Origin of the sequence: Steroidobacter sp. (genome assembly GCF_036402275.1) — a bacterium.
Taxonomy (GTDB): domain Bacteria; phylum Pseudomonadota; class Gammaproteobacteria; order Steroidobacterales; family Steroidobacteraceae; genus Steroidobacter.
Genome location: NZ_DASWTF010000033.1, coordinates 40,379 through 59,354, shown reverse-complemented (window position 1 = coordinate 59,354; position 18,976 = coordinate 40,379). Strand labels below are relative to the sequence as shown.

The window sequence follows — 18,976 nt, the reverse complement described above, 5'->3', positions numbered from 1 at the left end:
GGGGGCAGGCTTTTCTGACCAAAGTGAGTGCACCGGAGCGCCTCTTGAACGCAGCTTTCACCCAGCAAATACTCCGCCCACCACCTGCGCGCAGAAGCCTCCCGTGAGCTCCGGACTACCGCGATTCGAAGGCCGCGACGTGCCCGCCATGAGCGAGCCTTTCAATACCATTCTGGAAGAAATCGCCAGCGAGCTGGAGCTGCGCCCGCTGCTTACCAGCATCATCACGCGCGCCTGCGGCCTGCTCGGCGCGTTCGGGGGCACCATCGGTTTGTATGTGCCGCGCCGGCATACGGTGCAGGTCGAGGCCATTCATCAGCTGCCGCTGAGCGAGCTCGGTCTGGAGTTCGAACCAGGCGAGGGATTGATCGGCAAAGTGCTCGCGACCGGGCGGCCGGTCATCGCCGATCACTATAGTGAGATGGCGCGAATCTCCTTGCCCGAACTGCGCGACTATGCGGTCATCGGTGTGCCGATCCATGGCCCTGGCGGTGGCTTGCTGGGCGTGTTCGGCCTCGGTGCGCCGCCGCCTCGGAAATTCGGCGCGTCCGATCTGGAAACGCTGCGTGTATTTGCGCGGCACGCGGCCATCGCGATTCAGAACGCGATGCGTTACGAACGTGAAAAACGACGCACCGAGCGCATGACGCTCATCGCGCACATCGCGCGCGTGATCACTGCGGGCTTGGAAGCAAACGAACTGGTCGCGACGGCCGCGCAAGTGATTCACGAGCATCTGGGCTATCCCAACGTCGTCATTCCGTTGCTTTATCGCGACGAGGATGCGGAATATCTGTTGTTCGACGGGCACGCGGGTAACTATGGCGACGCGATGGATCTGTCACACAGCATGCCTGTTACGCGAGGCGTCACGGGCGCTGCTGTGCTGACGCGCACGCCGCAGATCGTCAACGACGTGCGCAAAGACCCGCGATATGTGCCGCCGCCGATCCCGATCAACGTGCGCACCGAACTGGCCATGCCTATCGTGCTGGGCGAGGAAGTATTCGGCTGTATCAACATCGAAGGGTTGAATCCGTTCGACGAAGACGACGTCGCCAGCATTCAGATCATCGCGGATCACCTGGCCGTCGCCATCAAGAACGCCAGCTTGTCGCGCGAGGCGCGGCAGGCGGCGGTCATGCGTGAACGGCAGCGCCTCGCTCGCGATTTGCACGACGCGGTGAGTCAGGCGCTGTCGTCCATCAGCCTGATGTCACAATCCATCGTGCCGGCCTGGCGGCGTGATCCTGCTGAAGGTGAGCGTCGGGCGCGTCGTATCGAAGAGTTGGCGCGACTGGCGTTCGCTGAGATGCGTGCGTTGTTGCGAGAATTACGGCCGGATCCGACAGGCGATACTGGCTTGAACGTGATCGAGAATGCCGGCGTCGGCGACGTCAAAAGAATGGGGCTTGCAGCGGCGCTGCAACGATTCGCTTTTATTCTCGCGCCACAGACGCCGAGCATCCGGCTGGATTTCGCCGCGTACCGCTCGCAGTCGCCTTCGCTGGAGGAGCGCTTGTATCTTATCTGCCGCGAGGCATTGTCCAATGCCATCCGCCATTCCGGCGGCGATCGGCTCGATGTGAGTGCGGCGGTGAACGATGACGTTTTGATGCTGAGTATTCAGGACAACGGTCGCGGCTTCGATGTCGTGGCGCGCGCCGAAGCCACGCGGGACACTCCCGAGCAGGGCATCGGCCTGCAAACCATGCGCGAGCGCGCCGCCGCGCTCGGCGGCGTCTGTGAAGTTCAATCGCAGCCTGGACGAGGGACTAACGTATGTATTCGTATTCCACTGCTGGCGATGACCCCATGACAGGCGAGGCGCGAACCATCAAGCTGCTGCTGGTGGACGATCACGGCATCGTCCGCGAAGGCCTGCGCGCGCTGCTCGACGATGGCGAAGAGTTCGTCATCGTGGGCGAGGCCGGCAATGGTGACGAAGCCTGCGAGGCTGTGCGGCGGCTGCAGCCGGACATCGTGCTCATGGATTTGAAAATGCCCGGCATGGCGGCCAGCGACGCCATTCGCGTGATTCGCGCCACGTCGCCGTCCGTGAAGGTCATCGCGTTGACTTCGTATGCGGAGGACGGGCAAGTCCGCGAGATCATGGCGGCTGGGGCCGCCGGCTACATCCTGAAAGACGTCACTAAGTCTGATTTCGTTACTGCGTTACGCACCGTGGCTGGCGGCCAGACGTGGTTACATCCGCTTGCGCAACGCTCTCTCGTCGAACAACTGCGGAATCGCCAGGCGGATCCGCTTGCGCTTCTGACTCAACGCGAGCGGAGCGTGCTCGAACTCATTGCTCGCGGTATGAGCAATCGCCAGATCGGCGACGAGTTGCATCTCACCGAAGGCACTGTGAAGGGCTATGTCAGCACCATCCTCGCGAAGCTCAAGCTCGAGGATCGTACTCAGGCGGCGTTGTTTGCTGTCCAGCGGGGGCTCGGTCGCCGCTGACGCGAGAAATGTCATGAAGCGGCGTGCTCTCGCATCGTTCTTGCTCGCTGCGTTTGCAGTAACGGGGAGTGACGCAGCTACGATCAGCCGGATCACCAATCTTTACGATGCGTTCGGCGCGCCTTCCGATACGCTCGTCAAAGACTGGGGTTTTGCTGCTCTGGTGGAGTACGACGGAAAAAGGATTCTTTTCGATACGGGCAACCACGCCGACACCTTCGAGCGCAACGTCAAAGCGCTCGGTGTCGATTTAACTCGGCTCGACGCGGTTGTCATTTCCCATCGCCACGGCGATCACACCAGTGGCCTTTCCTATCTGCTGAAGGTGAATCCGGGCGTGCCGATCTACGTGCCCCAGGAAGGCGCGTTCTTCAAAAGCGGGTTGCCCCAGGATTTTCTGCAGCGGCAACCAGGTTTGCCTGTGTCGCTGCAGTACTTCGAGGGCAAACAACCCGAGCGCTGGGCCACGGGCTCGCCTTGGGAACAGGCGAACTTCCGCATAGTCACGAAGCCCACCGAAATCTTGCCTGGGTTTCACCTGCTTAGTACTCAATCGCAGAAACCCGGCACCGTGGAAATGAACGAGTTGTCGCTCGCGATTCGCACGCCTCGCGGCCTCGCGGTGGTCGTCGGCTGCTCGCATCCCGGCGTGGAGAAGATTCTCGAGCATGCGGCCCGCATCGATCCGCAGCTCTACACAGTTACCGGCGGTTTCCATCTCGTCCGCACGCCCGAACCTGAGATCCGGCGCGTCGGGCTGCTGCTTCGAGATACGTTGAAGATCGAACGTGTCGCGCCCGCTCACTGCACGAGCGAGTTGGGATTCGCCGTCCTGAAGGAAATGTTTGGTGCGCGCTTCGATGAAGCCGGCCTGGGTGCGACTATTCCACTTCCCACTCGTTGAGTCAGCAGGAACTCACGCGCTGGCCTGACGTCGCGACCGCTCCACGCGACAATAAATATGCGTCATCGCGCTGTCGTCCGGATTGTAGTGCGGGTCATCGGGCGTGAACCCCTCATCGAGCACCCGCGGCTCGGCGATATCCGTCACCGTCCAGAGCTTGCCGAACCCCATTCCATTCGACGCACTCGAGCCGCGGACCTGCACGGCTCGGAGTACGTCTTCACCTCGGGTGGATACGCCGAAACAATATGGGGCGACGATGCGGATGTGCCCTTTGTAATTGAATTGCAGCAGCGCTCGTTTGCGAATCGCTTCGACGATAGCCGTGTGCGCCTCTTCGCTGGATTCGCCTCCAGCCATGCTCCGTGCTCTTCCCATTGAGCAAACGTAACGCGTTACGGTTGTCCAAGCAACGAAGAAACATGCGGAAGATCCTGATTGCCGGATCTAACAATCACGGCTGGCCTATGTTGTAGCTGAAGCGGCAGATCCGACCGTTCCAGTCTGTGGCTTCGATATATTCAGGACGTAACGAGAACGGGCCCGTGAAGATATCCTCGCCGCAAACCTGCCATATCAGGCTGCCCTCGCTGGAAAAGCGGCTAATCGCCAGCTCGCCATGCGAAATCAGCGCGCGATGACGCTCGTCGAAATGCACTCCAAAGCACGTCGCCGGGTCGGTTTGTAGCGCCCATTCAAACGAAAAAGGTTTGGGGCGAACGCAAACCACGCTGTCGCCAACTGCGAGGTAAAGCAGCCCGTCGACGTAGACGAGTGAGTGCTCGTGCACGCCGGAAGCGCCGCCTGCCTGTCCAAAGACAGCGATCGGAACGCCGTCGAGAATGAGGCCATGAATGGATGATGGCCTGGAGACGCCCGCGAAGTTCTTCGTGACGCTGTAGGAACGAACATTATCTGCGGAACCGAAGGTATACGTCGGTCCATTCACAACCTCGATCAAGCCAACATCTGTTTGGAGTTGCATCATGAGGACATCGACCCAGCGCTAGTTCGTCTGAGGTCCTTGCGATCGCTGGTGAATGAGCTTGCTGTACGTTGGCTGAGTTGCTTGACGGTATTCTAGCCTGGACAGCCGGCCGCGAGCGCACGCGCGAACTCTGCCGCGGAACGGCGTCGAGCGTGTGCCGCGCGGACTTCTCCGCGCCGGCTACGTGGCGGCGAGCGCGAGTCAGCGAATCTAAGTTGAAGAGTCAGATCGAGGGGATACGCGTACATCTCTGTATATAAAATCAGCTTACGATTTCCCGATCAACAAGTGAAGTCGCATTGGCTATGAACTCTAAGAACCGGCGGAGCACAGGCGCGTCACATGTTTTTGGAGGCGACTGGACGACACAGAAATTGAATGTTCTGTCTAAATACCTGAAGAGCTACACCATCGCGTTGAAGAACAAGCCCACTCCAGATCGGCCCTTTCGGAAAGCGTTCATCGATGCCTTCGCAGGCACCGGTTGTCGCTCACCCACACGGGGCGCGCTAGCGTCATCCCGGCAAGATGATCTCTTCACTGAACTTGGTACGCCTGATTCTCAGGGGCTTCTCGATGGCTCCGCACGACTGGCGCTGGGAATCAATCCGCCTTTCGACAATTACATCTTCGTTGAGAAGAACGCTTCCAGGTGCCGGCAGCTGGCTCAGTTGAAGCGAGACTTCCCGGCGTTAGGCAGTGCGATCGATATCCGTCGCGGTGACGCCAATACAGTGATCCAGGCAATCTGTAGCCGCACGGGCTGGTCCCGGCGCCGGGCTGTTCTCTTTCTCGATCCCTATGGTATGCAGGTCGAATGGAAGACCATCGCAGCGGTAGCCAAGACAAAAGCGATCGATCTTTGGCTGCTATTTCCGCTGGGTATCGGAGTAAACAGACTGTTGACGAGGTCGGGAGAGATTCCCGACTCCTGGCGGCAGCGGCTGACGGCTCTGTTGGGCACAGATGACTGGTACGACGAGTTCTATAAAGTGGAGGTCGCATCGGATCTTCTGGGTGACATCAATGAGCGGGTGGTCAAGGCAAGCATGGATGTGATTGGCAAGTACTTTCTTGCGCGTCTGAGGACTGTGTTTGCCGCTGTTGCAGCTGAACCCGGAGTTCTGCGAAATTCATCGAACAATCCTCTGTACCTGCTGTGCTTTGCCGTCGGCAACGACAATCCTCGTGCACAGAGGGTCGCGCTTCGAATCGCGAGTTATCTTCTGAAGGATTTGCGCTAATGAGCCAGGCTTCGAATATCGAGTGGACCGAGCACACTTGGAACCCAATCACGGGTTGCCTCAAGATCAGTCAGGGCTGCAAGAACTGTTATGCGGACCGAATGGCAAAACGCCTGAAGGCAATGGGTGCCGCTCGTTATGCGAACGGATTCGAGCCGACCCTGCACTGGGATCTCATCGAAGCACCGCGCGGCTGGAAGAAGCCGAGGCTCGTGTTTGTGAACTCGATGAGCGATCTCTTTCAAGACGACGTTCCAGAGGAATTCATCCAGCGCGTGTTCAGCACCATGGAGGCGTGCCCGCAACACACCTTTCAGATCCTCACCAAGCGCAGCGAACGATTGCGCCACTTGGCGACGCACCTGCGATGGCCTCCGAACGTCTGGATGGGTGTCAGCGTAGAGAATGCGCGTGTGATGCACAGGGTCACTGACCTTGCCGCTGTGCCCGCCGTGGTTCGATTTCTGTCGTGCGAACCGCTGATTGGACCACTAGAAGACATACCGTTGGAAAGCATCGATTGGGTCATCGTCGGCGGTGAGTCCGGGCCGCGTGCTCGACCGATGAAAGAAGAATGGGTCAGGTCGATACAGGAACAGTGCCGCGCCGCTGCGGTCGCGTTCTTCTTCAAGCAATGGGGTGGCGTGCGTAAGGACCTGACCGGAAGGATGCTGGACGGCCGCGTCTACGACGAGATGCCCCGCCGCTCCGAAATCGGAGCAATCACTTAAATCCGATCACCTATGCTTCCCGTCAAAGTCTATTCGTCGCATCGGCTGCTTGAGGCCCGAAGTCTCGCGATGCACGCGGTCATCGCTCGAAAAATCCAGCGCGATCCAAGCCTGCTGCAGATCGCCCGTCACAATATCGATCGATGGAGTGCGAGGTGGGAGACTCCACTGCCATGGCTGGAAGAGTGGCGTGAAATATTGGATCAGCCATGGCACTACGTCGCAGCGATCATCACCGAGCCCAGCGAGAATGCGGCTCGCCTGAGGCAATCCTCACCGTTCGCCGGAATCCTCACGAAGCAGGAACGATGGCGAATCTACAAAGCCTTCCGAGCTAACAGCATTGGATGCACCAGTTGAGAAACTTCTGAGCGCAAGAATGCACAGCAGTCTACGAGCTGGGAAGCGCGGGCGCAGGAGAACGATGGCACCACGTCGAACTCGCGGGCTGCCCCCGCAGGTTGCTTCACGACGAATTACCCGCACCGCGCTCAAGATAGGTCCTCTCCTCATTCGCATGAGGAGAGGGACTGGCTAACGGGTACGCAGCGGAAGCTAGATCGTATACCCCTCGCTAGTAAACGGCATCGACCTCACCCGATGCCCCGTCGCCGCGAAAATCGCGTTAGCGATGGCCGGCGCGACCGGCGGCAACGCAGGTTCGCCGACACCCGTCGGAGTGAAGTCGCTTTGGATGAAGTGTGCTTCCACCTTCGGCGCGTTGGCGATGCGCAGGATGGGATAGGCGTCGAAGTTGTTTTGGACGATGCGGCCGTTTTCGAAATCGATCTGCTGGCCCATGGCGGCGCTGAAGCCGTCGACCACGGCGCCTTCGGTTTGGTTCTCGGCGCCGCTCATGTTGATGATGGGGCCGATGTCACCTGCGACCACCACGCGATGCACTGTCAGCTTGCGATTCTCATCGACTGAGACTTCGGCGACTTCGGCGAAGTGACCTGCGTGGCTGAAGTGGAAGGCGAGGCCCATGCCGCGGCCTTTCGGAAGCTGCTTGCCCCAGCCGGCTTTCTCGGCGGCGAGCTTGATGACAGCGGCGGCGCGGCCGGTGTTCAGCGCGAACTCGTTGCCTTGTTGTAGCCAGCGCGGCTCGCCCATGACTTCGAGCAGGAAGTCCAGGTGATCGCGCTTGGCCGCGACGGCGCACTCGTGAAGGAACGATTGAGTGGCGAACGCGATCGAGCAGGAGCGCGGCGCGCGCCAAGGGCCGGTGGGGATCTTCAGAGGGAGCTTGGTCTGAGTCAGGCGCGCGTTAGGCAGCAGCTGAGCAGGGAATTCGTCTGCGCTCAGATCGCCGCCGCTGGTCGGGCGCTGGCCATCCTGCGTGAAAGTGATGAAATGATCCTGCCACGCGATCAGCTTGCCGGTCTTGTCGAGGCCGCCCTTGAAGGAGTGGAAACCGCCGACGCGATAGAAGTCATGATGCATGTCGTCTTCGCGCGTCCACTGCAGCTTCACCGGCACGCCCGCCTGCTTGGCGATGGCAGCGGCTTCGCACATGTAATCGTTCATCAAGCGACGGCCGAATCCGCCGCCGACGCGCGTCTGATGCAATGTGACTTTTTCGGGAGCGATGCCCAGCACGTCCGCGACCAGTTTCACGCCGGCTTCCGGCGTCTGGGTCGGTGACCAGATTTCGATCGCGCCGTCTTTGAAAGAGGCCGTCGTGTTCTGCGGCTCGAGCGGCGCGTGCGCGATGAACGGATAGGTGTAGAACGCTTCCACGGGCTTGGACTCGGCGAACACCTTATCGACATCGCCGGTGTTACGAATCGAATCCGGGCCCGACTGCGACGCCAGCTTCTTGGCCTGCTCGACATACGCGGTCCAACTGTCCTTGGAAGCGGCAGACTCGTCCCACTTCACTTGCAACTTCTGGCGAGCGCTGAACGCGGCCCACGTGGACTTGGCGAGAATGGCCACGCCCGGCATCACCTCAGTGGGTTTGCCGGTGCCTTCGAGGACGAACGCCTGCGTCACGCCCGGCAGCTTACGAATCTCATCGAGATTGGCTTCGGCGACTTTGCCGCCGACCGCGGGACACTTCACGAATACGGCGTACTGCATCCCGGGCAAAACCTGATCGATGCCGAACAGCGGTTTGCCAGTGACGATGGCGTGATTGTCGACGCCGCCGATGCGCTTGCCTAGCAGCTTGTACTCCGCGCGAGTCTTGAGCTTGAGGCTCTTCTCATCAGGCACTGGCAACGAAGCGGCTGCCGTGGCAAGCGAGGCATAAGTCGCCTTGCGTTTGCTGCCTTTGTGATAAACGGTGCTGTTCTCGGTCGTGCATTCGGCTTCGCTCACATTCCATTGCTTGGCCGCCGCGCTGACCAACATCGCACGGCCAACCGCGCCTGCGCGCCGCAGTTGATCCCACGACACAGGAATGGAACGAGAGCCGCCCGCGCTTTGACGGCCATACACCGCGGGATTGATCGCGGCTTGCTCGACCTTCACGTGCGCCCAATCGGCATCGAGCTCTTCGGCGATGATCATCGGGAACGCGGTCATGATGCCCTGGCCGATTTCCGGCGCTTTGGAAAACAGCGTGATGGTGCCGTCCGGCGACACGCGCAAGAAGGCATTCGGCGCGAAGTCTTTCGCTTTGGCATTGGCCAGAGCGACACCTTCCTCGCCGACGTAAAACGCGAGCACCAGGCCACTGCCAACGAGGCCGGTGACTTTCAGGAACGTACGACGACTGAACGTGCCGATCGCGGACTGCGCCTCGGCGGCGCGAAGCAGGTCCTGCACATACGCATCGGCGGACAGAATCGAAGATTCGATTGCGGTCATCTCTAAATCCTCTTCTATTCCGCAGACGATCAGTTCTGGCTCACCATCTCACCGCTCAGTTTGGCTGCCGCGGCGTGAATGGCTTTGCGAATGCGCGTGTAGGTGCCGCAGCGGCACAGGTTGCCCGCCATCGCGGCGTCGATGTCGGCATCGGTGGGTTTGGGATTGCTCTTCAGAAGCGCAGTCGCCTGCATGATCTGGCCCGCCTGGCAGTAGCCGCACTGAGCGACATCGTGCTCGATCCACGCAGCCTGGACCGCATTCAACTTGCCGTCCTTGCCGGCAAGACCTTCGACGGTCGTCACCTGCTGGCCCACCGCGGCGGTGACAGGAATTGAGCAGGAGCGCACCGGCGCGCCATTGAGATGCACGGTGCAGGCTCCGCACTGAGCGACGCCGCAGCCGTATTTGGCGCCGACGAGACCGACATGATCGCGCAGGACCCACAACAAGGGCGTGTCCTCGGCGACATCGTTTACAACATGTTCTTTGCCGTTGATGGTCAGGCGCATGAGAATCTTCCTGGCTCGCAAAGCTGGGACGAAGCGCCCGATTCTTTCACGGCCTCCCGTGATGGACAATGCAGCCGGCCGCGCTTCGATGGCGACTGATCGCAGCCGATGGGTAGTCAAGCTGACATTCCTGTCAGCTAGCCGCAGTGTGGAATCGGCGGCCCGTGTAGAATCGACCGCCGTCATCGCCGACACACTCGAGGGAGAGCAGTTTTGAGCACCAATGTGAGTGATAACGCGACAGCCGCCGATGTCAGCGGTGCGATCCAGGCGGACGCCGTCATCGTCGGCGCGGGCCCTTGCGGTCTGTTCCAGATTTTCGAGCTGGGCCTGCTGGGCATTCGCGCCCACATCATCGACTCGCTCCAGCATCCCGGCGGCCAATGCAGCGAGCTGTACCCTGAGAAACCGATTTACGACATTCCCGCCCTGCCAGTGTGTGGCGCGCAGGAATTGGTCGACCGTCTGTTGCAACAGGCGAAGCCGTTCAACGCGCAGTTTCATCTCGGGCAGGAAGTGACGGAGTTGAAAGTGCTGCCGGACCACACATTCCTGATCAGAACGTCGCTCGACACTCGCTTTCATGCCAAGACCGTGATCATCGCCGGCGGTCTCGGCTCGTTCCAGCCGCGCCGGCTCGGTTGCGAAGGCGTCGAAGCCTTCGAAGGCAAGAGCGTTCATTACAAGGTGAAGAACTCCTCGGAGTTCACCGGCAAGCACTTGCTGATCTTCGGTGGCGGCGATTCGGCGCTCGACTGGACATTGGAATTGGCGGGCAAGGCGCGCAGCCTGACGTTGGTGCATCGTCGTCCGGAATTCCGCGCAGCCCCCGCGTCGGTCGCAAAGATGCGGGACCTCGTTGCGTCCGGAAGCATGCGTTACGTGGAAGCGATCGCGCAGTCGCTCATCACTGAAGGTGGCGAGTTCAAAGGCGTGCGTGTGAAGCGCAACGATGGTGAGGTCGAAGATCTGCACGCCGATCGCGCGCTGGTGTTCTTCGGCCTGCATCCCAAGCTTGGGCCCATCGCCGAGTGGGGCCTGGCGCTCGACAAGCGCGCCATCCAGGTCGACACCGAAAAATTCCAGACCAGCGTGCCCGGCATTTTCGCGGTGGGTGACATCAACACCTATCCGGGCAAGAAAAAACTGATCCTGTCGGGCTTTCACGAAGCGGCGCTGGCGGCGTTCGCGGTGGCCGCGCATCTCAATCCGGCAAAGAAGATCCCGCTGCAATACACGACCACCAGCCCCATCATGCAGAAACGGCTGGGCGTCGCGGGGGATCAACACCAGTGAACCCGTTGCTCGCCGATCTGCTCCAGGTGTTGAAGCTGGAGCGGTTGGAAGTCGATTTGTTTCGTGGCGAGAGTCGCGACCCCGGCGGTCATCGTGTGTTCGGCGGGCAAGTGCTCGGACAGGCGCTGGCCGCGGCGTACGCCACCATCGAAGATCGCCAGGTGCATTCGCTGCACGCTTATTTCTTGCGCGCAGGCGATCCCGATCATCCCATCGTCTATGAGGTGGACCGCAGTCGCGACGGCAAGAGTTTTTCGTCCCGCCGCGTGGTCGCCATTCAACATGGCGAGCAGATCTTTCACATGTCGGCGTCGTTTCAAGTGGGCGAACCCGCCATCGACCGGCAAGGTGACATGCCCGAAGCGCCGGATCCCGAATCGCTGCCGGATTTGATGACGGCCGTCGAAGAGCTGAAGCGCAAGGCGCCGGATCGTCCGCGGCCATTTCGCATCCACGAGCATCCGTTCGATTTCCGGCCCGCCGAGTTGCCGGATCCACTCGCCGACATCCCGCGTGAGCCGCGAATCAAGATCTGGCTGAGGCTGAAGGATCGCGTGCCCGACGATCCCATCCTGCATCACTGCCTGCTGGCCTACACCTCGGATTACTTCCTGCTGGGCGCGGCGAGCATGGACGCGCGCATGACCAATGAGCGCGAGCAGTTGCAAATGGCCAGCATCGATCACGCAATGTGGTTTCACCGGCCGGCGCGGCCGGACGAGTGGCTGCTTTACGTGACCGATAGCCCCACGGCTTCGGGCGCCCGAGGCTTCGCTCGGGGCAGTCTGTTCAGCCGGGACGGCCGGCTGGTGGCCTCGACCGCCCAGGAAGGGTTGGTCCGGCGCGTCGGAGGAACGGACAAGGGTCGGTGAACGGGCCCCGTTTCTGAACGCCACCGAGGGTCGGGAATCGACCTAAGTCGTTGATCCTTGTGACCCCTTTCTAACCGTCATCTGTTCATATCCAAGTCGAATTTCTGCTTTCGCGGAGCAGGCTTACAGTCGCCCACCATGTATCAGTACGACCAGATCGATCAATCGCTCGTGGACCAGCGCGTCGCCCAGTATCGGGACCAGACGCAGCGGTTCCTTGCGGGCACCTTGTCCGCGGACGACTTCAAGTCCTTGCGACTGCGCAATGGGCTGTACATCCAGAAGCATGCGCCCATGTTGCGCATTTCGATTCCGTACGGCCTGTTGCGACCCGCGCAGGTTCGCATGCTCGCGCGTATCGCGCGTGAGTACGACAAAGGCTATGGCCATTTCTCCACGCGCCAGAACATGCAGTTCAACTGGCCGAAGCTCGAGACGGTGCCGGACATCCTCGCGCTGCTCGCGACGGTCCAGTTGCACGGCATTCAGACCAGCGGCAACTGCATTCGCAATGTGACGGCGGATCACCTCGCGGGCGTCGCGAGCGATGAGCTGGAAGATCCGCGTCCGTGGTGCGAATACGTTCGCCAGTGGGCGACGCTGCATCCCGAATTCTCGTATCTGCCGCGCAAGTTCAAGATTGCTGTCACGGGTTCGCCGCAGGACCGTGCCGCTTCTCGCGTGCATGACGTCGGTCTGCATCTGGTGAAGAACGAGCAGGGCGAAGTCGGCTTCGAAGTGCTGGTCGGTGGTGGCTTGGGCCGTGCGCCCATGATCGGCCACGTGATCCGCGAGTTCCTGCCGAAGAAGGATCTGCTCGCGTATCTGGAAGCCATCCTGCGTGTGTACAACCTCGAAGGCCGTCGCGACAACATTCACAAGGCGCGTATCAAGATCCTGGTCAAGGCGATCGGCCCGGAGAAGTTCCGCGAGCTGGTCGAAGAGGAATTCGTGGCTGCGAAAGACACCGCGCCGGTGTTCGACGCCGCCGACTTCGAGCGTATCAAGGCGTTCTTCGCGCCGAAGAACTACGAATCGCTGCAAGACCAGGACGTGGTCACCGGCAAGCCGGAGGAATTCCGCCGCTGGTACCAGTACAACACCCGCAAGCACAAGGCGTCGGGTTATCGGGCCGTGTTCCTGTCGCTGAAGTCGCCGACCCGTCCGCCCGGAGACATCACTGCCGACGAGATGGATCGCGTCGCCGATCTCGCGGAGCAGTTCTCGCTCGGCGAGATCCGCTCGACGCACGATCAGAATTTGGTGTTCGCGCACGTGAAGCAGAGCGATCTGTTCGCGCTGTGGCAGGAGCTCAAGCTCATCGATCTGGCGACGCCGAACATCGGCACGCTCACCGACATGATCTGCTGCCCGGGCGGCGATTTCTGCGCGCTGGCCAATGCCCGCTCGATTCCGCTGGCCAAGCAGATCAACGAACGTTTCGACAGTCTCGATTACCTCTACGACCTGGGCGAGATCCAGCTGAAGATGTCCGGTTGCATGAATGGCTGCGGCCATCACTCGGTCGGTCACATCGGCGTGCTCGGCGTCGATAAGGACGGCGAGGAGTGGTATCAGATCACGCTCGGCGGTTCGACCGGCGGTCAGGACGCATCGCTGGGCAAGGTGATCGGTCCGTCCGTCGCGCACGACGACGTGGCTCTGACGATCGAACGAATTCTCGATGTTTACGTCGAGCAGCGGCAGGAAGAGGAACGGTTCCTCGACACCGTCCGCCGCATCGGCATCGCTCCGTTCAAGGCCAGGGTTTATGCGCCGTCTCATCAAGCAGCGTGAAGTCATCGTCGATGAGTGGCGTTACGCCGACGAGGATCCGGTCGGCCGCGAGCGCGCGCTGATCCTGCCGTTCGCCCGCTGGAAGGCGGAGCGCGAACAGTGGTGGCTATGGGATGGCCGGCTCGGCGTGCGTCTTGGGCCGACCGACCCGGTCGCGGAGCTGAAGAACGATTTCACGCGCATTGGCTTGATCGCCATCGAGTTCGGCGGCATCGCCGAAGGTCGCGGCTACAGCCAGGCTGCGTTGCTTCGCAGTCGTTACAAGTTCACGGGCGAGCTGCGCGCCGTGGGCAACATCCAGCGCGATCAGTTGTTCTACATGGCGCGTTGTGGCTTCGATACTTTCGAGCTGCCGGAAGCTGCGGACCTGGAGGTCGCGCTGACGGCGTTCGACGATTTCTCGGTGGCCTATCAGGGCGCCGCGGATCTCGGCGGCGTTCATATCCAACGTCGCGCGGTCGGCTAAACTAAATAAGAACTTCCACGCGCGCAGTCGCAAGTGACCGCGCGCACATAAGTGCGTCAGCACGAGGCTGAATGCTCATGGAATGGCGGCCCAAACGCTGGCTGGCGGTCCTGCTCAACCTTTTCATTTCTCCGTTAGGATTCCTTTATATCCAGCGGCCACGGCTCGCCGTCGGCTATCTGCTGGCGACGCTGACGTTACTGATCCTGACGGTGGCTCTGGCGGTAAAGCTCGGCCTGGGATTCTCGGCGTCGGCGTTGGTCATGGTTGGCTGGATGGTGGGCATCATCGGCGTCATTCATGTCTTTCGGCTCGCAGGCGCGAGCCCGCCGATCGGTACGCGACACTGGTACTCACGCTGGTACGGCCTCATCGGCGTCCTGCTCGTCTTCTATGGCTTGCTGGTGGTGTTCCGCTCTTTCCTGTTCGAGCCGTTCCGGATTCCCTCCCATGCGATGCATCCAACGCTTCCCGAGGGTTCGCTCGTGTTCGTCAAAAAGCTCGGATATGGCGATTACGGCTCGCTCGGGTGGCAGATTCGGCGCGTCCCCGCCACCGCCGACGTATCGCGAGGCGAGTTGTTGCTATTCAGGCTCCCCGACAATCCGGAGACGGTCTACGTCAAGCGGGTGATTGGCCTGCCCGGCGAGCATGTGGAGTGCCTGGAGCAACAGATCGTCATCGATGGCACGCCGATCGCGGCGCAGACCGAACGCACGGGCGATCTATATCACTACGTCAGGGAGAGTATCGACGGCGCGTCTTACACCGTTACCCACTTGCCGGCGCGACCCGCAATCGGATGCGATGTGGTGGTTCCCGAAGGCCACTATTTCATGTTGGGCGACAATCGCGAGAACTCTCGTGACAGCCGTTACTTCGGCACGGTGTCCCGCGACACCCTGGTCGGTCGCGTCGTCCTGATCCTTCCGGCGGTGACGTCGCTCTGAGCGCCGCTTTGTCGGCGAGCACCTGCGCGTTATAGGGAACAAGCGGGGGCGCCGCGGATTCCATTCCTGGGCGCCGACGCGGACTCCTTGAAGCTGGCACCGACCGCCGGGCGCCGAGGAGGTCGTTGTGATCCACACGAAATCCCTCCGCCGATCAAAGAAGTTCGTCGGTGCAACGCTATTGCTGCCGTTGCTCTTGGCGGCCTGGGCAGGCCTGGCGCTGCAGACTCCGCCGGAGACGCGGCAGCGTGTGCTGCTGCATTTGGAAATACGCGACGCGATCGGGCCGGCCACCAGCGGTTTCTTTCTGCGAGCCCTGGAGCGCGCGCAAGAGCGCAATGTGCAGCTCGTCGTCTTGGAGCTGGACACGCCGGGCGGCCTCGACACGGCCATGCGCGAGATGATTCAGGCCATTCTGGCCAGTCCGGTACCGGTGGCGATTTACGTTTCACCTTCGGGCGCGCGAGCGGCGAGCGCGGGAACTTACATGCTCTACGCGAGCCACGTCGCAGCCATGGCTCCGGCGACGAGTCTGGGCGCCGCCACGCCGGTTCAGATCGGCGGGCCGCAACCCGCCGAGCCCAAACGCGACGATAAGCGCGAGGACAAAAACGAAGAGCCGCAGAAGCCACCCGAGCCGGGCACTGCCATGGAGCGTAAGGCAGTGAACGATGCCGTTGCTTTCATTCGTGGGCTGGCGGAGTTGCGTGATCGAAATGCAGATTGGGCCGAGGCGGCGGTACGACAGGCAGTGAGTCTCACGGCGCGAGCTGCGCTGGAACAGAAGGTCATCGATGTGGTCGCGACCGATCTGCAGGATTTGTTACGTCAGCTCGATGGCCGGAAAGTGAAGACGCGTTTTGGCGTCGTCCCGCTCGCGACGCAGGGGCTGGTAACCGAGGAGTTCACCGCCGACTGGCGCACCAAACTGCTGAGCATCCTCACGAATCCAAATGTCGCGTATCTGTTGATGCTTGCTGGCGTGTATGGATTGCTGTTGGAAGGTTATAACCCGGGCAGCTTCGCACCCGGAGTGTTCGGCGCCGTGTGCCTGCTGTTGGCGCTGTACGCATTTCAGATTCTCTCGGTCAACTACGCGGGGCTCGCGCTCATGATTTTGGGCATCGCGTTGATTGTGGGGGAAGCCTTCGCGCCGAGCTTTGGCGCGCTTGGCGTCGGTGGCGTCGTCGCGTTCACGATCGGATCCATCATGCTGTTCGACGGGGGAGTGCCGGGTTTCCAGATCGCGCGCGGCCTCATTGGCGGCGTGGCGCTGGCGGCTGCCGTCGTGATGTTGTTGATGGGCAGCATGTTCATGCGATCTCGTCGTACGCGTGTTGCGACTGGCGTCGAGCAACTGCTCCAGGAGCCCGCCGTCGCGCTGGAAGATTTCGACAGCGTCGGACGCGTCACTATTCACGGCGAGATCTGGAGCGCTTTGACGAGAACGCCGGTGCGCAAGGGGGCGCGTCTGAAGGTATTGCGCGTCGATGGCCTGACGCTGGAAGTCGCGCCGGGCGAGGACTGATTCTTCAGCAACCGAGGATCGAGCTATGTACCTGATCGTACCTGCCGCCATCCTGTTGTTTCTGCTCTTCAGCGCGATTCGCATTTTGAACGAATATGAGCGCGGCGTGATTTTCACGCTGGGACGCTACACGGGGACGCGCGGGCCCGGGATCATCTTTGTGATTCCGTTCGTGCAAAGAATGGTGAAGATGGATTTGCGGACCGTCGTGCTCGACGTGCCCACGCAGGATGTGATCTCGCGTGACAACGTTTCGGTGAAGGTCAACGCGGTGGTTTATTTCCGCATCGTGGAGCCGGCGCGCGCGGTGATCCAGGTGGCCCAGCCCCTGGAGGCCACCAGTCAGCTGGCGCAGACGACGTTGCGCTCGGTGCTCGGTCAGCACGAATTGGATGAAATGCTGAGCCAGCGCGAGAAGCTCAATCTCGATATTCAGCAGGTTCTGGATCACGCCACGGATGCGTGGGGCATCAAGGTGGCGAACGTGGAGATCAAGCACGTCGATCTCAATGAAAGCATGATTCGCGCCATGGCCAAGCAAGCCGAAGCGGAACGGACACGACGCGCGAAGATCATTCACGCAGAAGGTGAGAAACAGGCAGCAGCCATGCTGGTAGAGGCCGCGCAGGCGCTCAGCGTCGAGCCTCGCGCGATGCAGTTGAGATATCTGCAGACGTTGAGTGACATTTCCAGCGAGCGGACTTCCACGGTGGTCTTTCCGTTGCCGCTCGATTTGATCAAGCCGCTGCTGGATCGCTGAGCGTGGTCGGTGCACACTCACGCCGAATGAGTGTTGGATCGAGGGGTGGATCTTGAGCACTGGCAATGTCTGCATCATCACCGGTTCGGCGACCGGCATCGGCGCTGCGTGCGCGGTCGAGCTCGCTCGGCGCGGCTGGCGCACCGTCATCAATTACACCAAGAGCGAGGCCGAAGCTCAGCAGACGGCGCGCGAATGTGAGAAACACGGTAGCGAGACGCTGCTCGTGCGCGCCGATGTATCACAAGATGCGGACTGCCGACGAATGGCGGATGCCACGCTGCAGAAGTGGGGGCGCATCGACGGCCTGATCAACAATGCCGGTACGACCAAAGTGGCGTTCAACCACGCCGATCTGAATGCGCTCTCGGCGGAGGATTTCCACAAGATTTATTCGGTGAATGTGGTTGGCGCCTTTCAGATGATCCGCGCCGTCGAGCCGGCCATGCGCCAGCAGGGCCGAGGCTCCATCGTCAATGTTTCTTCCCGCGCCGGCATCGACAGCATCGGCACCTCCATCGCCTACGCCGCCTCCAAAGGTGCACTCAACACCATGACCATGGGCCTGGCCCGCGCCCTCGGCCCACATATCCGCGTCAACGCCGTGTGCCCCGGCTTCGTCGAGACTCGCTGGCTGCAGGAAGCCATCGGCCCAAAATATGAACAGGCCCGCACTCGCTTCGCCAGCAACTCCGCCCTGCAAAAAACCAGCACTCCCGAAGACATCGCCGACGTCGCCGTCTGGCTCCTCACCGGCGGCCCCACCGTCACCGGCGAGCTCATCCTCGTCGACGGCGGCAACCGCCTCGGCACCGCTCGCTGAAGGAGCGCTAGGGAGTCCGATTCAGGCGAGAGAGCAACTTATCGAAATCCTCGATAACATCGGACATCGCGGTGACCGAGGCGAACTCCCGAACCCACTGACGCACGCTGCGCAGATCCAGGTTTGGATGCGACTCCAGCAAGCCCTCGATATCCTGGAGATCTCTAGGTCGGTGCGCCACAGCCTTCATGATCATCAAGTCCTCGACCTTGGGCAGCCGTACGCTCACGCCACCGATGGCATAGCGTTGCGCATTGATTACCGCGTCTTCTTCAAACGGCAGGCCGCCCAGAATAACGTCGATTTCGATCGAGGATTCCTGGTGCTTGAGCAGCAGAACTCGCGACTGTCGCGCAAACTCAACCGCGCCATTTATCCGCGGAACGATGCCGTAGTTTGCTGCCTCGTCCACGGCGGCGCTCCATTCAGATTCCGAAATAATGGCTAACGCATCGATGTCCTGAGTGAAACGGGGGCGACCGAGGATAGAGACCGCGACCCCACCCACCACGACGGCTTCGGCTTTGATTGCATCCAGCCACCGGCCGAGATCCCGCAGCGGCTTCAGCAGGTTCGTGGGCAGTGGTTCAGCCACTCAGCGCGCTCCGGATCTTGGCCCAGCGCGCTCTGACATCGGCAATTTCTTGATCGCGCTTCTGATCTTTTGCAAACAGTTCGCGCGAAGCCATAAGGACGGCAAGCTGCCGCGCCTTCGTTTCCATGGATGTCTCGCGCAGTTGCGCGACTTCTACCTTGTGAACCAATTCCCAGCGAGCAAGGTAGTTACGGGCGTCTTTGGGATCAAGGGTGGCCATGCGTACGATA

At 61.1% G+C, this 18,976-nt stretch carries 20 protein-coding genes; 14 read left to right on the top strand and 6 right to left on the bottom strand.

What is annotated here, in order from left to right; translation table 11 throughout:
• Nucleotides 1-103: 103 nt before the first annotated feature.
• Genes VGD45_RS15790 through VGD45_RS15780 form a run of 3 tightly spaced genes read left to right on the top strand, consistent with a single transcriptional unit; the run spans nt 104 to nt 3,370 of the window.
• On the top strand, nt 104-1,819 hold the full coding sequence (locus tag VGD45_RS15790; RefSeq protein ID WP_331156290.1) for a GAF domain-containing sensor histidine kinase: 1,716 nt from the start codon (nt 104-106) through the stop codon (nt 1,817-1,819).
• Nucleotides 1,816-2,466, top strand: a complete 651-nt coding sequence (locus VGD45_RS15785; protein ID WP_331156289.1) for a response regulator transcription factor — start codon at nt 1,816-1,818, stop codon at nt 2,464-2,466. Before VGD45_RS15790 ends, VGD45_RS15785 begins: the two co-directional genes overlap by 4 nt.
• Before the next feature lie 13 nt (nt 2,467-2,479).
• On the top strand, nt 2,480-3,370 hold the full coding sequence (locus VGD45_RS15780; RefSeq protein WP_331156288.1) for an MBL fold metallo-hydrolase: 891 nt from the start codon (nt 2,480-2,482) through the stop codon (nt 3,368-3,370).
• A gap of 12 nt (nt 3,371-3,382) precedes the next feature.
• On the opposite strand, the gene VGD45_RS15775 is transcribed toward VGD45_RS15780, so the two are convergent.
• Nucleotides 3,383-3,730, bottom strand: a complete 348-nt coding sequence (locus VGD45_RS15775; RefSeq protein WP_331156287.1) for a hypothetical protein — start codon at nt 3,728-3,730, stop codon at nt 3,383-3,385.
• 94 nt (nt 3,731-3,824) lie between these two features.
• Nucleotides 3,825-4,358, bottom strand: coding sequence for a hypothetical protein (locus VGD45_RS15770; protein WP_331156286.1), 534 nt, complete (start codon nt 4,356-4,358; stop codon nt 3,825-3,827).
• Nucleotides 4,359-4,663: 305 nt separating this feature from the next.
• Here VGD45_RS15770 and VGD45_RS15765 point away from each other — a divergent pair, with 305 nt between their 5' ends.
• The 3 genes from VGD45_RS15765 to VGD45_RS15755 all read left to right on the top strand — a co-directional run bounded on the left by VGD45_RS15765 (nt 4,664) and on the right by VGD45_RS15755 (nt 6,693).
• Entirely contained in the window at nt 4,664-5,602 is a 939-nt protein-coding gene (locus tag VGD45_RS15765) for a three-Cys-motif partner protein TcmP (RefSeq protein ID WP_331156285.1), read from the top strand.
• On the top strand, nt 5,602-6,333 hold the full coding sequence (locus tag VGD45_RS15760; RefSeq protein WP_331156284.1) for a phage Gp37/Gp68 family protein: 732 nt from the start codon (nt 5,602-5,604) through the stop codon (nt 6,331-6,333). Before VGD45_RS15765 ends, VGD45_RS15760 begins: the two co-directional genes overlap by 1 nt.
• A 69-nt stretch (nt 6,334-6,402) precedes the next feature.
• Entirely contained in the window at nt 6,403-6,693 is a 291-nt protein-coding gene (locus VGD45_RS15755) for a hypothetical protein (protein ID WP_331156283.1), read from the top strand.
• Between the two features lie 195 nt (nt 6,694-6,888).
• On the opposite strand, the gene VGD45_RS15750 is transcribed toward VGD45_RS15755, so the two are convergent.
• Together VGD45_RS15750 and VGD45_RS15745 are read right to left on the bottom strand one after the other, a co-directional pair.
• Entirely contained in the window at nt 6,889-9,147 is a 2,259-nt protein-coding gene (locus VGD45_RS15750) for a xanthine dehydrogenase family protein molybdopterin-binding subunit (RefSeq protein ID WP_331156282.1), read from the bottom strand.
• Between the two features lie 29 nt (nt 9,148-9,176).
• Complete coding sequence (locus tag VGD45_RS15745) at nt 9,177-9,659, bottom strand: (2Fe-2S)-binding protein (RefSeq protein ID WP_331156281.1); 483 nt, start codon at nt 9,657-9,659, stop codon at nt 9,177-9,179.
• A 225-nt stretch (nt 9,660-9,884) separates the two neighbouring features.
• Between VGD45_RS15745 and VGD45_RS15740 the strand changes: the two genes are divergently transcribed.
• The 8 genes from VGD45_RS15740 (at nt 9,885) to VGD45_RS15705 (ending at nt 18,151) form a co-directional block, all read left to right on the top strand.
• Nucleotides 9,885-10,955 (top strand): NAD(P)/FAD-dependent oxidoreductase, encoded by a 1,071-nt coding sequence (locus VGD45_RS15740; protein WP_349263292.1) that lies wholly within the window; start codon nt 9,885-9,887, stop codon nt 10,953-10,955.
• A complete protein-coding gene (locus VGD45_RS15735; protein ID WP_331156279.1) occupies nt 10,952-11,827 on the top strand; it encodes an acyl-CoA thioesterase II in 876 nt (291 codons plus the stop codon). Before VGD45_RS15740 ends, VGD45_RS15735 begins: the two co-directional genes overlap by 4 nt.
• A 138-nt stretch (nt 11,828-11,965) precedes the next feature.
• Nucleotides 11,966-13,624 (top strand): nitrite/sulfite reductase, encoded by a 1,659-nt coding sequence (locus VGD45_RS15730; RefSeq protein ID WP_331156278.1) that lies wholly within the window; start codon nt 11,966-11,968, stop codon nt 13,622-13,624.
• The gene (locus VGD45_RS15725; protein WP_331156277.1) at nt 13,599-14,090 is read left to right on the top strand and encodes a DUF934 domain-containing protein; all 492 of its coding nucleotides are present in this window, start codon (nt 13,599-13,601) and stop codon (nt 14,088-14,090) included. The genes VGD45_RS15730 and VGD45_RS15725 overlap by 26 nt, the downstream gene beginning before the upstream one ends.
• 71 nt (nt 14,091-14,161) lie before the next feature.
• Nucleotides 14,162-15,040, top strand: coding sequence for a signal peptidase I (gene lepB, locus VGD45_RS15720; RefSeq protein WP_331156276.1), 879 nt, complete (start codon nt 14,162-14,164; stop codon nt 15,038-15,040).
• Nucleotides 15,041-15,167: 127 nt separating this feature from the next.
• Nucleotides 15,168-16,568 (top strand): nodulation protein NfeD, encoded by a 1,401-nt coding sequence (locus VGD45_RS15715; protein WP_331156275.1) that lies wholly within the window; start codon nt 15,168-15,170, stop codon nt 16,566-16,568.
• Nucleotides 16,569-16,593: 25 nt separating this feature from the next.
• Complete coding sequence (locus VGD45_RS15710; protein ID WP_331156274.1) at nt 16,594-17,328, top strand: slipin family protein; 735 nt, start codon at nt 16,594-16,596, stop codon at nt 17,326-17,328.
• A gap of 52 nt (nt 17,329-17,380) precedes the next feature.
• On the top strand, nt 17,381-18,151 hold the full coding sequence (locus VGD45_RS15705) for an SDR family NAD(P)-dependent oxidoreductase (RefSeq protein WP_331156273.1): 771 nt from the start codon (nt 17,381-17,383) through the stop codon (nt 18,149-18,151).
• Nucleotides 18,152-18,158: 7 nt separating this feature from the next.
• On the opposite strand, the gene VGD45_RS15700 is transcribed toward VGD45_RS15705, so the two are convergent.
• Together VGD45_RS15700 and VGD45_RS15695 are read right to left on the bottom strand one after the other, a co-directional pair.
• Complete coding sequence (locus VGD45_RS15700; protein ID WP_331156272.1) at nt 18,159-18,746, bottom strand: nucleotidyl transferase AbiEii/AbiGii toxin family protein; 588 nt, start codon at nt 18,744-18,746, stop codon at nt 18,159-18,161.
• Complete coding sequence (locus VGD45_RS15695; protein ID WP_331156271.1) at nt 18,739-18,966, bottom strand: hypothetical protein; 228 nt, start codon at nt 18,964-18,966, stop codon at nt 18,739-18,741. Before VGD45_RS15695 ends, VGD45_RS15700 begins: the two co-directional genes overlap by 8 nt.
• Nucleotides 18,967-18,976 lie beyond the last annotated feature (10 nt).